Here is a 20,372-nt window from a genome sequence, read left to right as displayed (position 1 = left end):
TCATGACTAAGATCGCAATCGTCGATTACGGCATGGGCAATCTGCGCTCGGTGGCGCAAGCCCTGATGGCCGTTGCTCCGGAGGCCGATGTGCGCATCAGTGCGCAAGCGGATGAAATCCGCGCCGCCGACCGCGTCGTCCTGCCAGGGCAAGGCGCCATGCCCGACTGCATGGCCGCGTTCGACCAGTCCGGCCTGCGCGACGCTGTGCTCGAGGCATCGCGCAGCAAGCCGATGCTCGGCGTATGCGTCGGCGAGCAGATGCTGCTGGAGCGCAGCACCGAGGCGCGCCCCGGGCAGCAATACACCGAAGGGCTGGGCCTCATCAAGGGCGATGTGGTCCGCTTTGATCTGGACGGCAAGTTGCAGCCGGACGGTTCGCGGTACAAAGTGCCCCAGATGGGCTGGAACCGCGTGCACCAGAGTCGTGCCCACGCCCTTTGGGAAGGTGTGCCGGACCAGAGCTACTTCTATTTCGTGCACAGCTACTACGCGCGGCTCGCGAATGCCGACGAATCGGTCGGAGAGACCGAATACGGCGTGCGGTTTACCTCCGCCATCGCCCGGGATAATATTTTTGCAACACAGTTTCACCCGGAAAAAAGTGCGCAAGCCGGTCTGCAGATCTACCGGAACTTCGTGCACTGGAACCCGTGAACTCGGGCTCACAGTCGCAACCGAATCCCTTTTGCCCGTTTAACCTCACCCCCTCAACTTTGTCGTTACGACTATGCTGCTCATCCCGGCCATCGACCTGAAGGACGGTCAGTGTGTGCGCCTCAAACAAGGCGATATGGATCAAGCCACCGTATTCTCGGAAGACCCCGCTGCCATGGCGCGGCATTGGGTCGAGCAGGGTGCGCGCCGCTTGCACCTCGTCGACCTGAATGGCGCTTTCGCGGGCAAGCCGCGTAACGAGGCGGCCGTCAAGGCCATCCTCGCCGAGGTGGGCGACGAGATCCCCGTGCAACTCGGCGGCGGCATCCGCGATCTGGGCACCATCGAGCGCTGGCTCGACGACGGCTTGTCGTACGTGATCATCGGCACGGCGGCGGTCAAGGACCCGGGCTTTCTGCGGGACGCATGCACGGCATTCGGCGGCCATATCATCGTCGGGCTCGATGCCAAGGACGGCAAGGTGGCGACCGACGGCTGGAGCAAGCTCTCCGGCCATGAAGTCGTTGACCTCGCCAAGAAGTACGAGGATTACGGCGTCGAAGGCATCATCTACACCGACATCGGCCGCGACGGCATGCTGCAGGGCATCAACATCGATGCCACCGTCAAGCTGGCGCAGTCGGTGAAGATTCCTGTCATTGCCAGCGGCGGCCTGTCGAACCTGAAGGACATCGACCACCTGTGCGCGGTCGAAGAGCATGGCGTGGAAGGCGTGATCTGCGGCCGCGCCATCTATTCGGGCGACCTGAACTTCAAGGAAGCGCAAGCCCTCGCGGACAAACTCGGCGCGGCCTGATCGTTGATCCAGCCGTGCACAACGGGCGCTCCGGCGTCCGACCCATCATGCTAGCCAAACGAATCATCCCCTGCCTGGACGTGACCAACGGCCGGGTGGTCAAGGGCGTCAACTTTGTCGAATTGCGCGACGCCGGCGACCCCGTAGAAATCGCACGCCGCTACGACGAGCAGGGCGCCGACGAAATCACCTTCCTCGACATCACGGCCACGTCCGACGGGCGCGACCTGATGCTGGGCATCATTGAAGCGGTGGCGTCGCAGGTGTTCATTCCGCTGACGGTGGGCGGCGGTGTGCGTGCGCTGGAAGATGTGCGACGGCTGCTCAATGCCGGTGCGGACAAGATCAGCATGAACTCCTCGGCGGTGGCGAATCCGCAGCTCGTGTCGGACGCCAGTGCCCGCCATGGCGCGCAGTGCATCGTCGTGGCTATCGACGCCAAGAAGGTGTCGGCCGAAGGCGAAGCGCCGCGCTGGGAAGTCTTCACGCACGGCGGCCGCAAGGGCACGGGCCTGGACGCCGTGGCATGGGCGCGCGAAATGGCGCAGCGCGGCGCCGGCGAAATCCTGCTCACCAGCATGGACCGGGACGGCACCAAGGCCGGCTTCGACCTGGAACTCACGCGCGCCGTGTCGGACGCAGTGCCGGTTCCGGTCATCGCCTCGGGCGGCGTGGGCAACCTGCAGCATCTGGCTGACGGCATTCAGCGAGGTCACGCCGATGCGGTGCTGGCCGCCAGCATCTTCCACTACGGCGAATACACCGTTGGCCAGGCCAAGCAATTCATGGCAGAGCAAGCCATTCCAGTACGGATCGGATCATGAGCAAGAAGTGGCTGAACAAGGTCCACTGGGACGACAACGGCCTGGTGCCGGTGATCGTGCAGGAGCAGGGCAGCAATGACGTCCTGATGTTCGCGTTCATGAACCGCGAGGCGCTGCAGAAGACGGTTGAAAGCGGCGAGGCCGTGTTCTGGTCGCGCTCGCGCAAGCGCCTGTGGCACAAGGGCGAGGAGTCCGGCCACATCCAGAAGGTGCACGAAATCCGCCTCGACTGCGATGAAGACGTCGTCTTGCTTCGCGTCACACAAATTGGCGGTATCGCCTGCCATACTGGCCGCCACGCGTGCTTTTTCCAGAAGTTCGAAGGCAATGTGGAAGACGGCGATTGGCACACCGTCGAGCCGGTGCTCAAGAACCCCGACGACATTTACGCCGGCAAGCCCGGCCACAATCATGAGTGACACCCTGCGCCGCCTGGGCGAGGTGCTCGAATCCCGCAAGCTCGCCAACGGCGGCGACCCGGAAAAGAGCTACATCGCGCGCCTGTTCAACAAGGGCGACGATGCCATCCTAAAAAAGATCGGCGAAGAGGCCACCGAGACCGTGATGGCCGCCAAGGATGCCCGGGCCGCGGGCATGACCGCCGAGGCGCGCAGCAAAGTCGTCTACGAAGTAGCCGACCTGTGGTTCCACACCATGGTGCTGCTATCGCACTTCGACCTCACGCCGGATGACGTGGTGAGCGAACTGGCCCGCAGAGAGGGGCTTTCGGGTCTCGAAGAGAAGGCACTGCGCAAGTCCCAGGCGCGCGACGCGGCGGGTGACTGACTACGGTGGCGAATCGTCGCAGGGAGGCAGCGTGGACAAATACGCAGCGGCAGTGGTGGTGACGGACGACGCGGAGCGCCTAGCCGGGCTGCGTCGTCTCACGCATATTTTGTATGCGCTCTACGCCATTTTTTGGCTGACCGGCGGTATCACTGCATTGATTGCCATCATCGTCGGCTATGTTAAGCGTGACGATGTGCGCGGCACGCTGTATGAGTCGCACTTCCGCTGGCAGATCCGTTCGTTCTGGTGGTGCGTACTCTGGGGTGTTGTCGGCGTGCTGCTCATTCCCGTCGCCTTCATCGGCTTTGCCGTGCTGTGGGCTCTGGGCATCTGGATGCTGTATCGTATTGTGAAAGGTTGGCTGTATCTGAATGACAGCAAGCCGATGTACGCAAATCCGTAAACTCAACCAATGGCGCCGCCATCGTTGCGGCACCGCCAGCCGTATTTACGTGGGAGTAGGACATGGGTTCCTTTAGCATTTGGCACTGGCTGATCGTGCTGGTGATCATCATGATGGTGTTCGGCACGAAGAAGCTGCGCAACATCGGTTCGGATCTGGGCAGCGCGGTGAAGGGCTTCAAGGACGGCATGCGCGAAGGGCAGGAAGACAAGCCGGCCGGTTCGCAACAACCACAACAGACCGCCGGCCAGCCGCCGCGCGAGCTGCACGATTCGACGACGATCGACGTCGAAGCGCGCGACAAGTCCAAGCAAGGCTGAATACAGACGCCCGCTGACCGATGATCGATCTCGGCATTTCCAAGCTGGCGCTCATTGGCATGGTGGCGCTCGTCGTCATCGGGCCCGAGCGTCTGCCCAAGGTGGCGCGTACCGCTGGCGCCTTGCTTGGCCGCGCACAGCGCTACATTGCCGATGTGAAGGCCGAGGTCAGCCGCGAAATCGAGCTCGAGGAACTGCGCAAGATGCGCACCGACTTCGAGCAGGCCGCGCGCAATGTGGAGCAGACCATCCACCAGGAGGTCAGCAAACACACGACGGAGATCAACGAGCGCCTGAACGAGGCGCTGGGTGACCCGGCCCAGACGTCGACCTCCGCGCCCGACTGGCGCCCCGCGCCGGGCAAGTCGCGCAACGGCCGTAACAGCTGGCGCAACAAGCAGCTCTCGATGCCCAAGTGGTACCGCCAGAAGCAGGGCGTGCGCATGTGGGCGCAATCGGGTGCGGCACGCGTCAAGCGCCATCGTCCGCCCATCGTTGCCGCACAGTCGCGTGCGCGTTCCTTCTTCGAATGATCTTCCTGGCGCGAGCCGTGTCTGCGGTGCCGTGTCCTGACTTCTCTCTTTTCCACCCGACATGAGTGCCGCTCCGCTCGATCCGCAAGAGTCGCCCGAGGACGGCGCGCAGGAAACCTTCATTTCGCACCTGGTCGAGCTGCGTGAGCGCATCGTCAAGGCGGGTGCCGGCGTGCTGCTGATTTTTCTGGGCCTGGTCTACTGGGCGCCGGATATTTTCAACCTGTTCTCGCGGCCGCTGATCCAGGCGTTGCCCAAGAACGGTCACATGATCGTGACGGACGTCACCGGCTCGTTCTTCGTGCCGATGAAGGTAACGCTGCTGGCTGCCTTCCTCATCGCACTGCCTTGGGTGCTATATCAAATCTGGCGTTTTGTAGCGCCGGGGCTGTACACGCACGAAAAGCGGATGATCATGCCGCTGGTGGTGAGCACTTATGTGCTGTTCCTGTGCGGCGTGGCGTTTGCATATTTCCTGGTCTTCCCGACGGTGTTCAAGGTGATGGCGCACTACAACGCGCCGCTGGGTGCCGAGATGTCCACCGACATCGACAAGTACCTGAGCTTCGCCATGACGACGTTCCTTGCCTTCGGCATCACCTTCGAAGTGCCGGTGGTGGTGATGGTGCTGGTGCGCTTTGGCATCGTGAGCCTGGAGAAGCTGCGGCAGGCGCGGCCGTACGTGGTGGTCGGCGCCTTCGTGATCGCCGCTGTTGTGACGCCGCCGGACGTGATGTCGCAGTTGCTGCTGGCGGTGCCGCTGTGGCTGCTGTATGAGCTGGGGCTGATCTTGGCGGCCATCTTCATCCGTAACACCACGGCACCGGAAAACAATCCGGAGCACCTGCCGGTGGTGAAGGACTGACCGACCGGTCCAGTATCAGCCAAAGAAAAAGGCAGCCGAGGCTGCCTTTTTTTTGTTGCCGATGAATCGGCGGTTACTGCTGTTGCTTCAAGCGGCGTACAGCCAGAACTGTTCGCGCGGGAAGGTCAGCGCGTACTTGCCGTCGCTGGGCGCGCTGGCGGAGTAGGCGCGCAGGCCTGTGCCCGTCGCGCCGCTGTCGTCGGTGGCGCGGAAGAGGCATTCCCACCGGTCTCCCAGGTACATGCGCGTGGCGAGCGGCAGGTGGATGGTGTTGTCGGCGTTGTCGATGCCCACCCGAACCTGTTCGAGCCGGATCACGCCGTGTGCTGAAGCACCCGGCTTCAGATCACCGCGCGCCACGCCCCATAGCGACCAACCTCCCGTTTCGTCTACCAGGCGGGCCATGCCATCACGCACTTCCGCGATCTTGCCGTTGACACGGTTGTTGCTGCCCATGAACTCGGCGGTGAAGAGCGTCTGCGGCGCGCCGTACATTTCTTCGGGCGTGCCTTGCTGTTCGATCACGCCGTTGTTGAGCAGCAGGATGCGATCGGACATGGCCATCGCTTCGCTCTGGTCGTGCGTGACCATCAGGGCCGACAGGCCCAGGCGGACGATCAGCTCGCGCAGGAACGCACGTGCTTCTTCGCGCAGCTTGGCGTCGAGGTTCGAGAGTGGCTCGTCGAGCAGGATCACGGGCGGGTTGTAGACCAGCGCGCGGGCGATCGCCACACGCTGCTGTTGGCCGCCGGAGAGCTGGCTCGGGAAACGCTCGCCCAGATGGCCGAGGCCCAGTTGCTGCAGCACGGCTTGTACGCGTTCCTTGATCTGCGAGGCGGGCGTCTTGCGCAGCTTGAGCGGGTAGGCGACGTTCTCCGCCACGGTCTTGTGCGGCCACAGCGCGTACGACTGGAACACCAGGCCCAGGTTGCGCCCTTCGGCCGGCACGTCGAGTTTCTTGGCGCCGTCGAACATGACGCGATCGCCGATCTGGACAGTGCCCTGGCTCGCTTGCTCGAGGCCGGCGACAGCACGCAGCAGCGTGGTCTTGCCCGAACCGGATGGGCCCAGCAGCGAGACGACCTCGCCCTTGTGCAGCTGCATCGAGACACCCTTGAGAACCGGGTTGTTGCCGTATTGCAGGTGCAGGTCGTTGACAGTGAGTTCAATCATGGAGCTTCACTCCGAAACGCAGTGCGATGCCGAGGCCGACGGCCACCAGCACGATATTGACGAAGGACAGCGCGGCAACGATATCGATGGCGCCGCCCGCCCACAGGGAAACCAGCATCGAGCCGATCGTCTCGGTGCCCGGCGACAGCAGATACACACCGGTCGAGTACTCGCGCTCGAAAATCAGGAAGATCAGCAGCCACGCGCCGAGCAGGCCGTAGCGCGTGAGCGGTACCGTCACGTCGCGCGTGGTGCGGGCGCGGGTGGCGCCGACCGAGCGTGCCGCCTCTTCCAGTTCCGGACCGACTTGTAGCAGCGCAGCCGAGATCAGCCGCAGGCCATAGGCCAGCCACACGACCGTGTAGGCGATCCACACGCTGAAGATCGTGCTGCGCAGGTCGCGCAGGCTCGGCACAACGTTCTCGATGATCCAGTTGGCGAACGGCAGGCCGCTGTCGGTCAGGCCGGTCTCGATCCAGTTCGGCACGAACAGGAACACCCACAGGAACGCCAGGCCAGCCAGGAGACCCGGAATGGCACGGGGCACCAGCACGCTGTAATCGAGGAAACGCGTCCAGCCATCCGGCTTGCGGTGCATGGCCAGGCCGATGCAGGTGTAGCAAGCCACGGCGATGGCGCCACCGATCACGCCGATCAGTACCGTGTTGACCATCGCGCGCAGGAATTGCGGCTGCTCGAAGATCTGCTGGAACGCGGTGGTCGAGAACGCTTCCACCAGCGACACCCCTTCACCCCAGTTCGATACGAAGGCGCGCAGCGCGATGCCCGACAGCGGCACCACCACCGTCACGAAGAACCACAGCACCACGACAGCCCAGGCCGGCCAGCGCCACGAGCCCAGCGGCAGCGGGCGGCTGCGCGTGACCTTGCCCTTGACGGTGACGAAGCGGTTGGCCGAGCGCAGCATGTAGCGTTGCAGCAGCACCAGCGGGAACGTCACCATCACCAGGCAGACCGCCACGGCGGCCATCAGGTGATAGGCCGGCGTGCCGAGCTTGTTGGTCAGCTTGTACAGGTACGTGGCGAGCACCAGATGGCCTTCCGGATCGCCCAACACGAGCACCAGCCCGAAGACCTCGAAGCCCAGGAAGATCACCAGCACGGCTGCGTAAAGCAGCGCGGGGCGCACCATCGGCAGGCTCACGTTGAGCGCCACCGATAGCGGCGATGCCCCCGCGATACGCGCGGCTTCTTCCACATCCGAACCGAGGCTGCGCAGCGCTGACGAGACATACAGATACACGTGGGGCACGTGCGTCAGGCCCGCAATGATGATGATGCTGGTGAACGAATACACGTTCCACGGCGCACCGCCAAACAGGCTCTTGAACCACACGGTGTAGAAGCCCACCGGGCCGGCGGACACCACGTAGCCGAACGCCAGCACCATCGGCGAGACGAACACCGGAATCATCAGCAGCGGTTCGAGAATGCGGCGGCCCGGCAGGTCCGAACGCACCATCAGGAACGCCAGGATGCCGCCCAGCGGTACCGAGATCACCGCCAGCCCGAAAGCGAGCGCGGTGGATTTCTCGAAGGCGTGCCAGAAGTCCGAATCCGTAAAGATGAAGCGATACGCATCCAGCCCCGCCAGCGCGTCGGGCATGAAGAACGGCGCAGACAGAAAGCTCTGGTAGAAGATCAGCGCCAGCGGCGTGAAAATCGCCAGCGCGGTAAGCAGAATGACCACGCCGCGCGGCAAAGCCTGTCCCACACGCGTCCAGGGCGAGCGCTTGAGGGTGGCTTGGCGAGCGGCGGCACGGTCTTGCGCTAGAGAACGCATGGTGCCTCCAGGAGGAACCGGCGCCAGATACGGATGGCGCCGGCAGGTCGGTCAGATGATAGGTGTGCCGGTGAACTGCGGATCAGGTCTCAGATCAACGGCCGGCGGCGGTGCGCCATTGCTTGATGAAGTCCAGGCGCTTCTTGGGTTCCAGGAACGCCAGGATCGATTCGTCGACCGGAATCGGCTTGATGCTGTTGCCGAGAATCTTCTTCAGGCCGGCGGCGGTGGCTTCGCCCGTCACGTCGTCCCGCAGCGAGTGCAGATCCGACTTGTTGGCGAGGATTTCCTGGCCGCGCTTGGACAGGATGTAGTCCAGCCACAGCTTGGCCGCGTTCGGGTTCTTCGCCTTCTTGGCGATCATCGCCACGCGCGACACCACCAGCGTGTAGTCCTTCGGATAGACGATGCCGATCGACGGATCCTTCTTGGCGCGTGCAATCGCGTACGAGCCCAGGATGTTGTACGCCACCAGGTTTTCGCCCGAGGCCACGCGCTCCATCATCGTGCCGGTCGAGGACTGCAGCACCAGGTTCGGGCCCACTGCCTTGACGAAGTCGAAGTACTGCGGCGAATCGAGATTGTCCTGCGCAGCCATCATGAAGCCCACGGCCGACTTCTCGATGTCGTACGTCGTGACCTTGTTCTTGAAGCGCTCGGGTTGGCTGGCGACCAGCTTGGCGAAATCGGCGTGCGTTTGCGGCGCTTCCGAATCCTTGATCAGGCGCTTGTTGTACAGGAACACGGCGGGCTCGTACGTCGTGCCGTAGGCCAGGCCCTTGTAGACAGCCCACTTCGGCACGTTCGGCACTTCCGGCGAGTCGTACTTCATCGCGTAGGTCTGCGCCAGCTTGAGCTGCGAGTCCATCGACGAGTTCCACATCATGTCAGCGGAGGCGCCGCCGGCAGCCTGCTCACTGATGAAGCGGTTGTACAACTCGCTGCTGTTCATGTCGTTGTACTCCACCTTCACGCCCGGGTAGAGCGACTCGAAATCCTTGATCAGCGGATCGGCAGCCTTGGTGTCGGTCGTCGCATAGACCACCACCTTGCCTTCCTTCTTGGCGGCGGCGATGGTGTCGGCGTAGCTGGCGGGATAACCAGCCGGTACTTGTGCGAGGGCGGTGGTGCTGAGGGTCAGTGCGGCAGCGGCAATTGAAGCGAGAGCGGCGTGCGCGGGCGTAAAGCGGCCACGAAGCATGGGTTTGTCTCCTGTTTGCTTGTGATGGTGTGGGGCCGGCTACTTATGGCGTGGTGCGTGTAGCTCGGACGGATGGCCCCAGGTGCGGCGGATTATAGAAATCGCGCGCTTTCGTGACGCTTTCATTGCGGCTGCTGCATCGCAGCATGCTCGATGGACGCAGTTGCCCCCGCGAGCGGTACGCGGATGCGCGCCGACAAGCCGACGCCGCCGTGCGCGTTCGGCTCCCCATCGGCCAATTCGATGTGCCCGCCGCTACGCGCTGCATAGGCACGCGCGATGGCCAGTCCTAGGCCGGAGCCCTCGGCGGCATAACGGGCATCTTTAGGCGCGTCCTTGGGTTTACCCTGGCGACTTCCGCCCTCGTGTGCGCGGCGAAAACGCTGGAACGCATGCGCGCGCTCTTCGGCGCTCATGCCAGGCCCGGTGTCGTCCACGCAGACCAGTGCGGTATCGCCGTCAGCCGCTGCCCGCACGGTGATGCGGCCGCCGGCCGGCGTGTAGCGGATGGCGTTGTGCACGAGGTTGGAGAGCGCCTCGCGCAGGAAGGCCGGATAGCCGATGACGGGCAGCGCCATGACGAGGCCGCCGTCATCCCACCCGAGGTCCTGCTGTTTTTCACGCGCCAATGGCAGCGCATCGACCACCACGTCGCGTGCCAAATCACCCAGGTCGAAGGTTTCGGCTGGCGCATCCTGCCCCGCATGCCGGGCGCGGGCGAGGGCGAGCAGCTGTGTGGTCAGCCGGTTCGTCGACTGCAGGCGCGCGATGATGGCGGACAGACTTTCGCGCACGCGCACCGGGTCGGTTTCGCGCAGTGCGTATTCCGCTTGCGTGAGCAGCACGGCCAGCGGCGTGCGCAACTGGTGCGACGCATCGGCCAGAAACTGGCTTTGCGCCTCCGCAAGTTCGGCATAGCGATGAATGTGGTGGTTGATCGCATCGACCAGCGGGCGGACTTCGGCGGGCACGTCCGTGGCATCGAGCGGGCGGAGGTCGTCCGATGCACGTACGCCGATGCTGCGTGCCAGGCGATTGAGCGGCCGCAGCGCGACGGTTACGCCGAGCCACAGCAGCGCGGCGCTGACCGCCACCAGCGCTGCATCGCGCAGCAGCGTGCCGCGCCACACCGCCTGCTGCAGCGCGCGCCGCGTCTCGATGGTTTCTGCCACCTGAATGACGATGCGCGCCGGCAGCCCCGGTTGATAGAGCGGCTTGGCCACGGCGGCCACGCGTACGGGCTCGTCGTGGTACGTCGCGTCGTAGAAGAGCGGGGTGTCGTTCTCCAGCCGCGTCACGGGCAACGGCAGATCGTCGTAGCCGGTCAGCGCGGCTTCGGGCGCCTTGCCCGGCAAGGGCTCGAAAGCGACGCGGTAATAGACATTGCTCTGCGCGGTGGATTCGAACATGGACAACGCCACGTACGGCACGTTGACCTGAACCTGCCCGCGCTCGATCGTCACGCCGTTCTCGATGGCGCGCACCGAGCCGAGCAGCGCGCGATCGTACGCGCGATCAGTCGCGCCACGCAGCGCCTGGTACGCCGAGACGATGTCGATGGCCAGCACACCTACCAGTCCCGGCAGCAGCAACCAGAGCAGCGTGAGTTTCAGGCTGCGCGGCAGCCGAAGCCAGGCGGGCCGCTGCATCATGCGCTGCTGTTGCCGGCGGCGGGCGCTTCACCATCGCCGGCTTCGAGCAGGTAACCCAGCCCCCGTACTGTGACGATCTGCACGCCCGTGCCCGCCAGCTTCTTGCGCAGGCGGTGCACGACCACCTCCACCGCGTCGGGGCTCGAATCGCTGTCCAGGTTGAAGACCTTGTCGAACAAATGCACCTTGCTGATCGGCTGGCCGGTCTTGTGCAGCAGTGCGGACAGCGCGGCGTGCTCACGCGGCGTGAGCGCCAGCGGCTCGCCCGACAGCAGGAATGCCTTGCGTCCGGTGTCGAACTCCAGGGGCCCGCAACGCAGACGCGGAAACGCCCGGCCGCGGCTGCGGCGGATGAGCGCCATCAAGCGCGCTTCCAGCTCGGACAACGCGAACGGCTTGGTGAGGAAATCGTCCGCGCCGGCATTGAGCCCGCGCACGCGTTCATCCAGTGCGCCCTGCGCGGTGAGGATCAATACCGGCGTGCGATCGTCGCGCGCGCGCATGTCGGCCAGCACGGCAAAGCCATCCTTGCGCGGCAAGCGCAGGTCCAGCACCACTGCGTCAAATTCTCCGGAGCCCAGGAAGGCTTCGGCGATGACGCCATCAGCGGCGCGCTCGATCACGAAGCCGCTTTGCGCCAGCGCGCGCGCCAGCCATGCGGCCAATTCTTCCTCATCCTCCACCAGCAAAATCCGCATCGGGTGTCTCTCAATATCGTTCTGGCTACTTTTTCATGATAATGCGTGGCGCCTTGATCTCGGCCACATCGCCGATCACTCCGTCCACCTGACGCGTCGCACAGATGCGCTCCAACCGGCATGTCGTCCATCCCCAATTCCCGTCGCCGCTGGCTTTGTCAGACCGCCGCATTGCTGGCTGCAAGCGGCGCCGTCGCGCGCGGGGCGCACGGGCAATGGCTGGCCCGCCAAGCCCCGGAGCTGCCGTCGTACTACCCGCGCGATTACGGTGCGATGATCGACGCCGCGCGTCGCGAAGGCCGCGTCACTGTGTATTCCACGACGGATTTCTCTGCCGCCTACCCGCTGATCCGCGCCTTCGAAACGCGCTACCCCGGCATCACCGTCGACTACCGCGAGCAGAACAGTGACGATATCTACCGCCGCTTCCTCGCAGAATTCGCCGCCAAGTCGCCGGGCGCCGATGTGGTCTGGAGCTCGGCCATGCCCGAACAGTTCAAGCTCGTGAACGACGGCCACGCACTTCCTTACGCATCGCCCGAGCGGCCTTACCTGCCATCATGGGCGATCTGGAAGAACGAGGCGTACGGCACGAGCTACGAGCCGGTCGTCTTTGTCTACAACACGCGGCAGCTGCCGCCGGAGTTGATTCCATCCACCCACGCCGACTTCGCTCGCATTCTGAATAGCCATCGTGACTTGCTGCGCGGTCGGGTCGCCTCCTACGACATCGAACACTCCGGCTCCGCCTTCCTGTTCGCCGCCGAAGATGCGCGCACAACGCCGGTGTTCTGGGATGTTGCCAAGGCATTGGGTGGCGTCAACGTCAACCTGTACATCACCACGGCCGCGATGCTGGAGCGCGTCGCCTCCGGCGAAAGCCTGCTCGCGTACGACGTGATCGGATCCTATGCCGCGCGTTACGCCGATCGCAATCCGGCGCTCGCCATCAAGATGCCGACCGACTACACGCTGGTCGCGACGCGCGTCGCCTTTATTGCGCGGCGCGCTGCCCGCCCGAACGCCGCGCGCCTCTGGCTCGACTTCATGCTCTCCCGCGATGGCCAGAGCGTGATGGCGGACCGTGCGTTCTTGTTTTCGCTGCGCCAGGACGTTGAGACCGGGCTCACCGCCAAGCGCCTGCTCGCCGAACTGGGAAACACGCATCGGCCCATTCCCGTTGGCCCGGGTTTACTCGCCCATCAAGATCAGCTCCGCCGTGCCGATTTCCTAAAGCGATGGCACGCCGCACTCGGCCGATAAAAAGAGGATAAAGAAGCACTGATTGCCGTAACGTGGTGCGAAGGCGACAATTCAGAACTGTCACCGACTGCCAAATTTGTTGCGCAGGAAGAGGGTGACAATCGCCCGCCAACCCCTGTGCCACCGCGCAACAAGCGGGTCGCGTCCCCCTCTCAATGGGGCTGGGCGCGTGTTGCCCATGAGCAACAACTTGGCCGCAAATCGCGGCCCAGAGCCAGAAAGGGTTTCCGGAATCAGTCAACGCTGGCACATAATGCGGTCAGACGTGAGGTATCTGCGTCGTCCATAAGGACAGTCAAGATTTCCCAATCAGTTGACAAGGAAAGTGTCGATATGAAGATGAAACTGTTTGCAGCTGCTGTCGCAGCTCTGGCCGCCGGTGGCGCCTATGCACAATCCTCCGTGACCCTGTACGGCGTGGTCGACGCTGGTCTGACCTACGCAAACAAGGTGCCGAACGGCAACGGCGGCGGTAGCTCGCGCGTTGGCCTGGATTCGGGCGGCCTGTCGGGCTCGCGTTGGGGCCTTCGTGGTGTTGAAGACCTGGGCGGTGGTCTGAAGGGTATCTTCAACCTGGAAAGCGGCTTCACCATCGACGACGGCAAGTCGGCCCAAGGTGGCCGCCTGTTCGGTCGTAACGCTTACGTTGGTCTGCAAGGCCAGTGGGGTCAACTGACCCTGGGTCGTCAGCAGAACCTGCTGTACGACTTCTCGCTGATCTATGACCCGATGGCGATCGCTTCGCGCTACGGTCTGGCTAACCAAGACGCGTTCTTCTCTGGCCGCGCTGACAACGCCGTCAAGTACATCGGCACGTTCGGTGGCCTGAGCGTCTCGGCTCTGTACTCGTTCAACCGCGATGGCAACGAGCAACCTGGTCTGCCTAAGCTGGGCCGTGAGTGGAGCCTGGGTGCCAACTACGCTGGTGGCCCGTTCTCGGTTGGTGCTGTGTACGACCAATCCAACCAGACGACCATTGCTACGGCAGACAACAAGGAACAACGCGCCACGATCGCTGGCACGTACGCCTTTGGTCCGGCCAAGCTGTACGCTGGCTACCGTTGGTACCATGCCAACTTCGCAACCGTTGCTGGCAACGGCAACCTGCGCTCGAACCTGTACTGGCTGGGCGCTGGCTACCAAGCTACGCCGGCTCTGACGCTGACGGGTACGGCTTACTACCAACAGTTCAAGAACAGCAACGCGGGTAACCCGTGGTTGTTCGTGGTCGGCACCGACTACGCTCTGTCGAAGCGCACCGACGCGTACTTCAACCTGGCCTATGCTAAGAACAGCAGCGGTTCGGGCCTGGGCGTGCTCAACCTGAAGACGACCGATTCGTACGCTGGCACGACGCTGGGTAGCACCAACTTCGGCAACCAAAACGTGTACTCGAGCCCGGCAGTTGGCAACGCCAACCAGTTCGGCGCTACCGTTGGTATCCGCCACAAGTTCTAATTTGACGCGCTCGTAAGGGCGCATCGAATTAAACGGTTAAACGCCGATCCCGAAAGGGGTCGGCGTTTTTCTTTGTGCGAACGATTCGCGTGCTTCTATATGACTGAGGCGGTATCCGGGGTTGGCTTGGCTGATGCCGACGTGACTGTCGCCTATGTGCAAGATGTCTCCGCTGATGGTGCTGACGCGGGCGAAGCGGGGGCGGGGCGTCACGCTCACTGCCGTGTTTCGGCATACGCCCAGACGCGCCGCCTGTCTGGCCACGCAGGACAAGGCGCTCCTATCCACACAGCGCAGTTGTTGGTACGCCAAATCGCCGGTCGGGCGGAGGGCGGCATCGAGGTGGCTTCTCACCTCATCAATATGCCGGCTTGACGCTCAAGCGTGCGCGAAAAAAAACGGCGGCACATTTGGCCGCCGTTTTTTATTCCGAAGCCTGCTGCTTACTGCTGTTCTTCGTCGTCCTGCGAGGGCATCGGTACGTTGCGGCGCGTTGGCGGCGGACGTTTGCCGACAACGATGGTCAGTTCTACCGCCTTGCCCTTGCGCGACACTGTCACCTTGGCTTCCGCACCGGGTTTCAGCTGCGCGATGCTGTTCAGCAGCGCCGTCGTATCCAGGATCGGCTGACTATTCACGCTCGTGAGAATGTCCCCCGGGCGCAGGCCCGCCCTGTCCGCCGGCCCACCTTGGACCACGGCGGCAATCAGCGCGCCATCTTTGCGCGACAGGCCAAACGACTCGGCAATTTCCGGCGTCACATCTTGCGGTTCAACACCGATCCAGCCGCGGACCACGCTACCGGTCGAGATAATCGACTCCATCACCTGCTTAGCCAGCGATACCGGAATCGCGAAGCCGATGCCCAGCGAGCCGCCCGAGCGCGAGTAGATCGCGGTGTTGATCCCGAGGAGGTTGCCGTCGGCATCAACGAGGGCGCCACCCGAATTGCCCGGGTTGATCGCGGCGTCGGTCTGGATGAAGTTCTCGAAGGTGTTGATGCCCAAATGGCTGCGGCCCAGCGCGGAGACAATACCCATCGTCACCGTCTGGCCCACGCCGAACGGGTTGCCAATCGCCAGCACCACGTCGCCCACGCGCACGTTCTCCAGCCGGCCCAGCGTAATGGCAGGCAGATTCGGCAGATTGATCTTGAGGACGGCTAGGTCGGTCTCGGGATCGGAGCCGACCACCTTGGCGTTGGCCTTGCGGCCGTCGGTCAGGGCGACCTCGATTTCGTCAGCGCCGTCCACCACGTGGTGGTTCGTTAGAATGTAGCCTTCTGAACTGACGATCACGCCTGAGCCGAGGCTGGCCGTGGGTTCCTGGCGCTGCTCGGGGGCGCGGTCGCCGAAGAAGAAGCGAAACCACGGATCGGCGCTGGCTTGAGGGTTGGTGCCACGCTTCGGCGCGTTTTTGCTGCTGAAGATGTTGACCACCGCCGGCATCGCGACCTTGGCCGCTTCTGCGTAGGAGTTGCTGGAGGTGCCGCCGTGGCCGATCGGCGCGACTTCCTTCAGCGCGACGATGGGCGAGCCGGATTGCACTGCGACCCTGCCGCGCTGCAGCCAATCAGGCTTGAGCGTGGCGATCACAAACCAGACGGCCAGGACGACCGTGACGGCTTGCGCAAAAAACAGCCAAAAGCGGCGCAACATAGAGCGAAGTTGAGTCCAAATGGATCGAAAAGAACTTGAATTGTACTTGAACGACCTGTTGCAGGCGGCCCGTTTTCGGGACTACTGCCCCAATGGTCTGCAGGTGCAAGGGCGCGAAAGCGTTACCCATATCGTGACGGGCGTGACGGCCAGCCTGGCCTTGATCGAGGCTGCCATCGAAGCCCGTGCGGACGCCATCCTCGTGCATCATGGTTACTTCTGGAAGGGCGAGGATGGCCGTGTCGTGGGGCAGAAGCATGCGCGCTTGAAGCAACTTCTGACGCACGATCTCAACCTGTTCGCATATCACTTGCCGCTCGATGCGCACCCTGACCTGGGCAACAACGCGCAGCTAGGGGCCTTGCTGGGCATCTCGCCCCAAGGCCGGTTCGGCGACGATGAACTGGGTTGGATTGGCGCGCTCGCCGCACCTACCACGCTGCGTGCCTTTGCGCAGACGGTGTCGGCAAGGCTCAACCGGGTGCCTCTCGTGATCGGTGAGGAGGATCGTCCGGTGCGTACGGTCGGCTGGTGCACAGGCGGGGCGCAAGGCTGGTTTGATGCTGCGGTGGCCGCCGGTGTAGACGTGTATCTGAGCGGTGAAGCGTCGGAGCAGACCACGCATCTTGCGCGTGAATCGGGTGTTGCCTATATCGGTGCGGGTCACCACGCCACCGAGCGCGGTGGCGTTCGGGCGCTCGGCACTCATCTGGCCGAGCGCTTCGGTGTGCGTCACACCTTCATCGATATTCCGAATCCGGTGTGATCGGACGTGTGATTACGGTTTGTTCTTCAGGCTGTCGCGAATCTCGCGCAGCAGTTGAATGTCTTCGGGTGTTTCGGCGGGCGCTGCCGGTGGGTTGGCGTCGATCATGCGCGTGATGGCGCGCACCATCAGAAATACGATAAACGCGAGAATCAGAAAATTGACCGCCACGGTGACGAAATTGCCGTAGGCGAAGACCGGCACGCCTGCCTTCTTCAGATCCGCCAGGGTGTGCGGCACACCAGCGGGCGCCTCTGCGAGTTGGATGAACAGGCTCGAGAAATCCAGCTTGCCGACGATGCGGCTGATCAGCGGCATGATCAGATCATTGACGAGCGAATCCACGATTTTGCCGAACGCCGCACCGATGATCACACCCACTGCCAGGTCGATCACGTTGCCGCGCATCGCGAATTTCTTGAAGTCTTGCATCAGTGCCATCGGTTTTCTCCGGATTGTTTGATTCGAGACAAACGGTCAAGCTGGCGAACGGTTGACCTGAATTGTTGAAAGCGAGGTTGCAAGAGACATGCCGAAGCCTTGCCTGGACTGGGCTGGCGGGCAATCGGTGCGTCCACTATATCCGCAACGGACGCCCCCCGCGACCGCTACCGTCGGCCAGGTACGCTCGGGTATAATTTTTGGTTGACGCGAATCTATCTTGATTTCTCACCCTGGGGTCTTGAATGAGTGACCAGCAAAACGTGGACAAGGGTCGCCGCAATCTATTGATTGCGACGTCCGTGGCTGGTGGTGTGGGAGGGGTTGCAGTTGCGGCCCCTTTCGTTTGCACATTCGCACCATCTGAAAAAGCCCGTGCAGCGGGCGCGCCCGTAGAGGCGGACGTGAGCGACCTGGCCCCGGGCCAGATGAAGGTGGTGGAATGGCGCGGCAAGCCCGTCTGGCTGCTCAAACGCACGCCCGACATGCTGGAGTCGCTCAAGAAGACCGATAACGAAGTTGCAGACCCCAAGTCCGACGTGCCCTTCACCATGAAGACGCCGGACTATTGCAAGAACGAAACCCGCTCCCGTGCCGAGCACAAGGACCTGCTGGTCGTGGTCGGCATCTGCTCCCATCTCGGCTGCTCCCCGTCTGGTCCGTTTCCCGCAGGTGCCAACGTGCAGCTCGCTGGAGACCCCGGCTTCGTCTGCCCGTGCCATGGCTCCACGTTCGACCTGGCTGGCCGCGTGTTCAAGAACAAGCCCGCGCCCCAGAACCTCGACGTTCCGCCGTACATGTTCCTGTCCGACACGAAGCTGGTGATCGGTAAAGACGAGAAAGGAGAGGCTTGATCATGGCCGAGAAGAAGGTGGAGACAACCGGGCTGCTGGGCTGGATCGATGCACGCTTCCCGGCATCGGAGCTGTGGAAGGCGCATCTGTCCGAGTACTACGCGCCGAAGAATTTCAACTTCTGGTATTTCTTCGGGTCGCTGGCGCTGCTGGTGCTGGTGATCCAGATCGTCACGGGCATTTTCCTGGTGATGAATTACAAGCCGGACGGCACACTCAACGCCGCCGGCATCCCCGTCGCCTATGCGAGCGTGGAGTTCATCATGCGCGAGGTGCCGTGGGGCTGGCTGGTGCGCTACATGCACTCGACCGGCGCTTCGGCGTTCTTCATCGTCGTGTATCTGCACATGTTCCGCGGCATGCTGTACGGCTCGTACCGTAAGCCCCGCGAGCTGGTCTGGATCTTCGGCTGTCTGATCTTTCTGTGCCTGATGGCCGAGGCCTTCATGGGGTATCTGCTGCCATGGGGCCAGATGTCGTACTGGGGCGCGCAGGTGATCGTGAACTTGTTCTCGGCCATCCCGCTGATCGGCCCGGACCTGTCGCTGTGGATCCGCGGCGACTACGTGGTGTCGGACGCGACGCTGAATCGCTTCTTCTCGTTCCACGTTATTGCGGTGCCGCTGGTGCTGCTGGGCCTGGTGGTGGCGCACATCATCGCTCTCCACGAAGTGGGTTCGAACAACCCGGACGGCGTCGAGATCAAGGCCAAGAAGGACGAGCGCGGCATTCCGCTCGACGGCATTCCGTTCCACCCGTATTACTCGGTGCACGACATCGTGGGCGTGGCGGTGTTCCTGTTCATCTTCAGCGCGATCGTGTTCTTCGCGCCCGAAATGGGCGGCTACTTCCTCGAAGCCAACAACTTCATCCCGGCAGACTCATTGAAGACGCCGCCGCACATTGCACCGGTCTGGTACTTCACGCCGTTCTACTCGATGCTGCGCGCGACCACGTCGGACTTCCTGCCATGGCTGTGGGGCTTCATCGCAATCATGCTGGGGCTGCTGTTCGTGCGTTCCAAGAGCATGAAGGTCAAGGGCGTGGCGGTGGCTGTTGCCGTGATTCTGGCGCTGGGCTTTGCCTTCATTGACGCGAAGTTCTGGGGCGTGGTCGTGATGGGCGGCTCGGTGGTGATCTTCTTTTTCCTGCCGTGGCTGGACCAGTCGCCGGTCAAGTCGATCCGCTATCGCCCGGGCTTCCACAAGACGCTGCTGATCCTCTTCGTGATCGCCTTCGCGGTGCTGGGTTACCTGGGTATCCAGCCGCCGAGCCCGGTTGGTTCGATCATCTCGCAGATCGGCACCATTCTGTACTTCGCGTTCTTCCTCGCGATGCCGATCTGGAGCCAGATCGGGACGTTCAAGCCAGTGCCTGAGCGCGTCACGTTCACGCCGCACTGATAGAGCCCGCGCACAAGGACCCATGAAGGACACAAGAATGAAAAAGCTGCTTGCGATTTTCGCCTTGGCCGGTCTCGTGTTTGCCGCGCCCGTGATGGCCAATGAGGGCGGAGTCCCGCTCGATCCGGCGCCCAACCAGTCCAGCGACACGTCTGCGCTGCAGCGCGGCGCCAAGCTGTTCGTCAACTATTGCCTGAACTGCCACGGCGCCAGCGCCATGCGCTACAACCGTCTGCGCGACATCGGTTTGACCGAGGAGCAGATCAAGCAGAACCTGCTGTTCACATCAGACAAGGTCGGCGACACGATGCACATCGCCATGGACCGCGAGGACGCCAAGAAGTGGTTTGGCGCCGTGCCGCCAGACCTGTCGGTGATTGCCCGGGCACGTGGCAGCGACTGGCTCTACACCTACCTGCGCACGTTCTACCGTGACGACACGCGTCCGACCGGCTGGAACAACCTTGTCTTCGACAAGGTCGGCATGCCGCATGTGCTGTGGGAGCTGCAGGGTCAGCAAGTGCCCAAGTACGCCGAAGTGAAGTCCGAGCACGGCGAGGCCGAGAAGAAGCTGGTCGGCTTCGAGGTGTCGGTGCCGGGCAAGATGAACAAGGTCGAATATGACCAGGCAGTCGCTGATCTGGTCAGTTATCTGGACTGGATGGCTGAGCCCGCCGGCAACCTGCGCAAGCGTCTCGGCGTCTGGGTACTGTTGTTCATTGGCGTGTTCTTCGTGCTGGCCTGGCGCCTGAATGCGGCCTATTGGAAGGACATCAAGTAAAATCCGTGTTTTC

Annotated in this window: 22 protein-coding genes; 15 read left to right on the top strand and 7 right to left on the bottom strand. The window is 63.1% G+C overall.

From position 1 onward, the window contains the following. Window positions 1-2 precede the first annotated feature (2 nt). From hisH to tatC, 9 genes are all read left to right on the top strand, one after another. Window positions 3-656 carry an imidazole glycerol phosphate synthase subunit HisH gene (gene hisH, locus RP6297_RS13335; protein WP_009241942.1) on the top strand — a complete coding sequence of 218 codons (654 nt, stop codon included), beginning with the start codon at window positions 3-5 and terminating at the stop codon, window positions 654-656. 73 nt (window positions 657-729) lie between these two features. Continuing rightward, entirely contained in the window at window positions 730-1,473 is a 744-nt protein-coding gene (gene hisA / locus RP6297_RS13330) for a 1-(5-phosphoribosyl)-5-[(5-phosphoribosylamino)methylideneamino]imidazole-4-carboxamide isomerase (protein ID WP_004634607.1), read from the top strand. 47 nt (window positions 1,474-1,520) lie between these two features. Continuing rightward, complete coding sequence (gene hisF / locus RP6297_RS13325) at window positions 1,521-2,297, top strand: imidazole glycerol phosphate synthase subunit HisF (protein ID WP_009241943.1); 777 nt, start codon at window positions 1,521-1,523, stop codon at window positions 2,295-2,297. After that, window positions 2,294-2,716 carry a phosphoribosyl-AMP cyclohydrolase gene (gene hisI / locus RP6297_RS13320; RefSeq protein WP_009241944.1) on the top strand — a complete coding sequence of 141 codons (423 nt, stop codon included), beginning with the start codon at window positions 2,294-2,296 and terminating at the stop codon, window positions 2,714-2,716. The genes hisF and hisI overlap by 4 nt, the downstream gene beginning before the upstream one ends. After that, window positions 2,709-3,083 carry a phosphoribosyl-ATP diphosphatase gene (locus tag RP6297_RS13315; RefSeq protein ID WP_009241945.1) on the top strand — a complete coding sequence of 125 codons (375 nt, stop codon included), beginning with the start codon at window positions 2,709-2,711 and terminating at the stop codon, window positions 3,081-3,083. Before hisI ends, RP6297_RS13315 begins: the two co-directional genes overlap by 8 nt. Window positions 3,084-3,114: 31 nt before the next feature. Further along, entirely contained in the window at window positions 3,115-3,489 is a 375-nt protein-coding gene (locus tag RP6297_RS13310) for a DUF4870 family protein (RefSeq protein ID WP_009241946.1), read from the top strand. A gap of 62 nt (window positions 3,490-3,551) precedes the next feature. Next, window positions 3,552-3,809 carry a Sec-independent protein translocase subunit TatA gene (tatA, locus tag RP6297_RS13305; RefSeq protein ID WP_009241947.1) on the top strand — a complete coding sequence of 86 codons (258 nt, stop codon included), beginning with the start codon at window positions 3,552-3,554 and terminating at the stop codon, window positions 3,807-3,809. A 20-nt stretch (window positions 3,810-3,829) separates the two neighbouring features. Beyond that, window positions 3,830-4,342, top strand: coding sequence for a Sec-independent protein translocase protein TatB (tatB, locus tag RP6297_RS13300; protein ID WP_009241948.1), 513 nt, complete (start codon window positions 3,830-3,832; stop codon window positions 4,340-4,342). A gap of 61 nt (window positions 4,343-4,403) precedes the next feature. Continuing rightward, the gene (tatC, locus tag RP6297_RS13295; RefSeq protein ID WP_009241949.1) at window positions 4,404-5,207 is read left to right on the top strand and encodes a twin-arginine translocase subunit TatC; all 804 of its coding nucleotides are present in this window, start codon (window positions 4,404-4,406) and stop codon (window positions 5,205-5,207) included. 87 nt (window positions 5,208-5,294) lie between these two features. Here the strand turns inward: tatC and RP6297_RS13290 are convergent, their stop codons facing one another. The 5 genes from RP6297_RS13290 to RP6297_RS13270 form a co-directional block, all read right to left on the bottom strand. Then, the gene (locus RP6297_RS13290; RefSeq protein WP_009241950.1) at window positions 5,295-6,380 is read right to left on the bottom strand and encodes an ABC transporter ATP-binding protein; all 1,086 of its coding nucleotides are present in this window, start codon (window positions 6,378-6,380) and stop codon (window positions 5,295-5,297) included. Continuing rightward, window positions 6,373-8,184, bottom strand: coding sequence for an ABC transporter permease (locus RP6297_RS13285; RefSeq protein WP_037028138.1), 1,812 nt, complete (start codon window positions 8,182-8,184; stop codon window positions 6,373-6,375). Before RP6297_RS13285 ends, RP6297_RS13290 begins: the two co-directional genes overlap by 8 nt. A gap of 94 nt (window positions 8,185-8,278) precedes the next feature. Further along, window positions 8,279-9,385, bottom strand: coding sequence for an ABC transporter substrate-binding protein (locus tag RP6297_RS13280; RefSeq protein ID WP_009241952.1), 1,107 nt, complete (start codon window positions 9,383-9,385; stop codon window positions 8,279-8,281). Between the two features lie 122 nt (window positions 9,386-9,507). After that, window positions 9,508-11,037, bottom strand: a complete 1,530-nt coding sequence (locus RP6297_RS13275) for a sensor histidine kinase (RefSeq protein WP_009241953.1) — start codon at window positions 11,035-11,037, stop codon at window positions 9,508-9,510. Then, window positions 11,034-11,735 (bottom strand): response regulator, encoded by a 702-nt coding sequence (locus tag RP6297_RS13270; RefSeq protein WP_009241954.1) that lies wholly within the window; start codon window positions 11,733-11,735, stop codon window positions 11,034-11,036. Before RP6297_RS13270 ends, RP6297_RS13275 begins: the two co-directional genes overlap by 4 nt. 120 nt (window positions 11,736-11,855) lie before the next feature. On the opposite strand from RP6297_RS13270, the gene RP6297_RS13265 reads away from it, so the two are divergent. Both RP6297_RS13265 and RP6297_RS13260 read left to right on the top strand, forming a co-directional pair. After that, window positions 11,856-12,998, top strand: a complete 1,143-nt coding sequence (locus RP6297_RS13265) for an ABC transporter substrate-binding protein (protein ID WP_009241955.1) — start codon at window positions 11,856-11,858, stop codon at window positions 12,996-12,998. Between the two features lie 333 nt (window positions 12,999-13,331). Then, the gene (locus RP6297_RS13260; RefSeq protein WP_037028139.1) at window positions 13,332-14,456 is read left to right on the top strand and encodes a porin; all 1,125 of its coding nucleotides are present in this window, start codon (window positions 13,332-13,334) and stop codon (window positions 14,454-14,456) included. A gap of 443 nt (window positions 14,457-14,899) precedes the next feature. Here RP6297_RS13260 and RP6297_RS13255 read toward each other — a convergent pair whose 3' ends face one another. After that, window positions 14,900-16,114 carry a Do family serine endopeptidase gene (locus tag RP6297_RS13255; RefSeq protein WP_009241957.1) on the bottom strand — a complete coding sequence of 405 codons (1,215 nt, stop codon included), beginning with the start codon at window positions 16,112-16,114 and terminating at the stop codon, window positions 14,900-14,902. A 19-nt stretch (window positions 16,115-16,133) separates the two neighbouring features. Here RP6297_RS13255 and RP6297_RS13250 point away from each other — a divergent pair, with 19 nt between their 5' ends. Continuing rightward, a complete protein-coding gene (locus RP6297_RS13250; protein WP_009241958.1) occupies window positions 16,134-16,880 on the top strand; it encodes a Nif3-like dinuclear metal center hexameric protein in 747 nt (248 codons plus the stop codon). Window positions 16,881-16,892: 12 nt separating this feature from the next. On the opposite strand, the gene mscL is transcribed toward RP6297_RS13250, so the two are convergent. Next, on the bottom strand, window positions 16,893-17,321 hold the full coding sequence (mscL, locus tag RP6297_RS13245; RefSeq protein WP_009241959.1) for a large conductance mechanosensitive channel protein MscL: 429 nt from the start codon (window positions 17,319-17,321) through the stop codon (window positions 16,893-16,895). A 245-nt stretch (window positions 17,322-17,566) separates the two neighbouring features. Here mscL and petA point away from each other — a divergent pair, with 245 nt between their 5' ends. Genes petA through RP6297_RS13230 form a run of 3 tightly spaced genes read left to right on the top strand, consistent with a single transcriptional unit; the run spans window position 17,567 to window position 20,359 of the window. Continuing rightward, window positions 17,567-18,175, top strand: coding sequence for a ubiquinol-cytochrome c reductase iron-sulfur subunit (gene petA / locus RP6297_RS13240; protein WP_009241960.1), 609 nt, complete (start codon window positions 17,567-17,569; stop codon window positions 18,173-18,175). After that, window positions 18,175-19,578 carry a cytochrome b gene (locus tag RP6297_RS13235; RefSeq protein ID WP_037028792.1) on the top strand — a complete coding sequence of 468 codons (1,404 nt, stop codon included), beginning with the start codon at window positions 18,175-18,177 and terminating at the stop codon, window positions 19,576-19,578. Before petA ends, RP6297_RS13235 begins: the two co-directional genes overlap by 1 nt. A 37-nt stretch (window positions 19,579-19,615) precedes the next feature. Beyond that, a complete protein-coding gene (locus tag RP6297_RS13230; protein WP_009241962.1) occupies window positions 19,616-20,359 on the top strand; it encodes a cytochrome c1 in 744 nt (247 codons plus the stop codon). Window positions 20,360-20,372: the final 13 nt, after the last annotated feature.

Source organism: Ralstonia pickettii, assembly GCF_016466415.2.
Taxonomy (GTDB): Bacteria; Pseudomonadota; Gammaproteobacteria; order Burkholderiales; family Burkholderiaceae; genus Ralstonia; species Ralstonia pickettii.
Note: the sequence above shows the minus strand (reverse complement) of the source record. Positions and strands in the feature narration are given on the sequence as shown.

Excerpts from the sequence above, each read along its gene's own strand:
- hisI (WP_009241944.1), top strand. The coding sequence starts at position 2,294 with ATGAGCAAGAAGTGGCTGAACAAGGTCCACTGGGACGACAACGGCCTG.
- RP6297_RS13250 (WP_009241958.1), top strand. The coding sequence starts at position 16,134 with ATGGATCGAAAAGAACTTGAATTGTACTTGAACGACCTGTTGCAGGCG.
- hisA (WP_004634607.1), top strand. The coding sequence starts at position 730 with ATGCTGCTCATCCCGGCCATCGACCTGAAGGACGGTCAGTGTGTGCGC.
- RP6297_RS13260 (WP_037028139.1), top strand. The coding sequence starts at position 13,332 with ATGAAGATGAAACTGTTTGCAGCTGCTGTCGCAGCTCTGGCCGCCGGT.
- RP6297_RS13270 (WP_009241954.1), bottom strand. The coding sequence starts at position 11,735 with ATGCGGATTTTGCTGGTGGAGGATGAGGAAGAATTGGCCGCATGGCTG.
- hisH (WP_009241942.1), top strand. The coding sequence starts at position 3 with ATGACTAAGATCGCAATCGTCGATTACGGCATGGGCAATCTGCGCTCG.
- mscL (WP_009241959.1), bottom strand. The coding sequence starts at position 17,321 with ATGGCACTGATGCAAGACTTCAAGAAATTCGCGATGCGCGGCAACGTG.
- hisF (WP_009241943.1), top strand. The coding sequence starts at position 1,521 with ATGCTAGCCAAACGAATCATCCCCTGCCTGGACGTGACCAACGGCCGG.
- RP6297_RS13290 (WP_009241950.1), bottom strand. The coding sequence starts at position 6,380 with ATGATTGAACTCACTGTCAACGACCTGCACCTGCAATACGGCAACAAC.
- RP6297_RS13255 (WP_009241957.1), bottom strand. The coding sequence starts at position 16,114 with ATGTTGCGCCGCTTTTGGCTGTTTTTTGCGCAAGCCGTCACGGTCGTC.
- RP6297_RS13230 (WP_009241962.1), top strand. The coding sequence starts at position 19,616 with ATGAAAAAGCTGCTTGCGATTTTCGCCTTGGCCGGTCTCGTGTTTGCC.
- tatB (WP_009241948.1), top strand. The coding sequence starts at position 3,830 with ATGATCGATCTCGGCATTTCCAAGCTGGCGCTCATTGGCATGGTGGCG.
- petA (WP_009241960.1), top strand. The coding sequence starts at position 17,567 with ATGAGTGACCAGCAAAACGTGGACAAGGGTCGCCGCAATCTATTGATT.
- tatC (WP_009241949.1), top strand. The coding sequence starts at position 4,404 with ATGAGTGCCGCTCCGCTCGATCCGCAAGAGTCGCCCGAGGACGGCGCG.
- RP6297_RS13315 (WP_009241945.1), top strand. The coding sequence starts at position 2,709 with ATGAGTGACACCCTGCGCCGCCTGGGCGAGGTGCTCGAATCCCGCAAG.
- RP6297_RS13285 (WP_037028138.1), bottom strand. The coding sequence starts at position 8,184 with ATGCGTTCTCTAGCGCAAGACCGTGCCGCCGCTCGCCAAGCCACCCTC.
- tatA (WP_009241947.1), top strand. The coding sequence starts at position 3,552 with ATGGGTTCCTTTAGCATTTGGCACTGGCTGATCGTGCTGGTGATCATC.
- RP6297_RS13265 (WP_009241955.1), top strand. The coding sequence starts at position 11,856 with ATGTCGTCCATCCCCAATTCCCGTCGCCGCTGGCTTTGTCAGACCGCC.
- RP6297_RS13280 (WP_009241952.1), bottom strand. The coding sequence starts at position 9,385 with ATGCTTCGTGGCCGCTTTACGCCCGCGCACGCCGCTCTCGCTTCAATT.
- RP6297_RS13275 (WP_009241953.1), bottom strand. The coding sequence starts at position 11,037 with ATGATGCAGCGGCCCGCCTGGCTTCGGCTGCCGCGCAGCCTGAAACTC.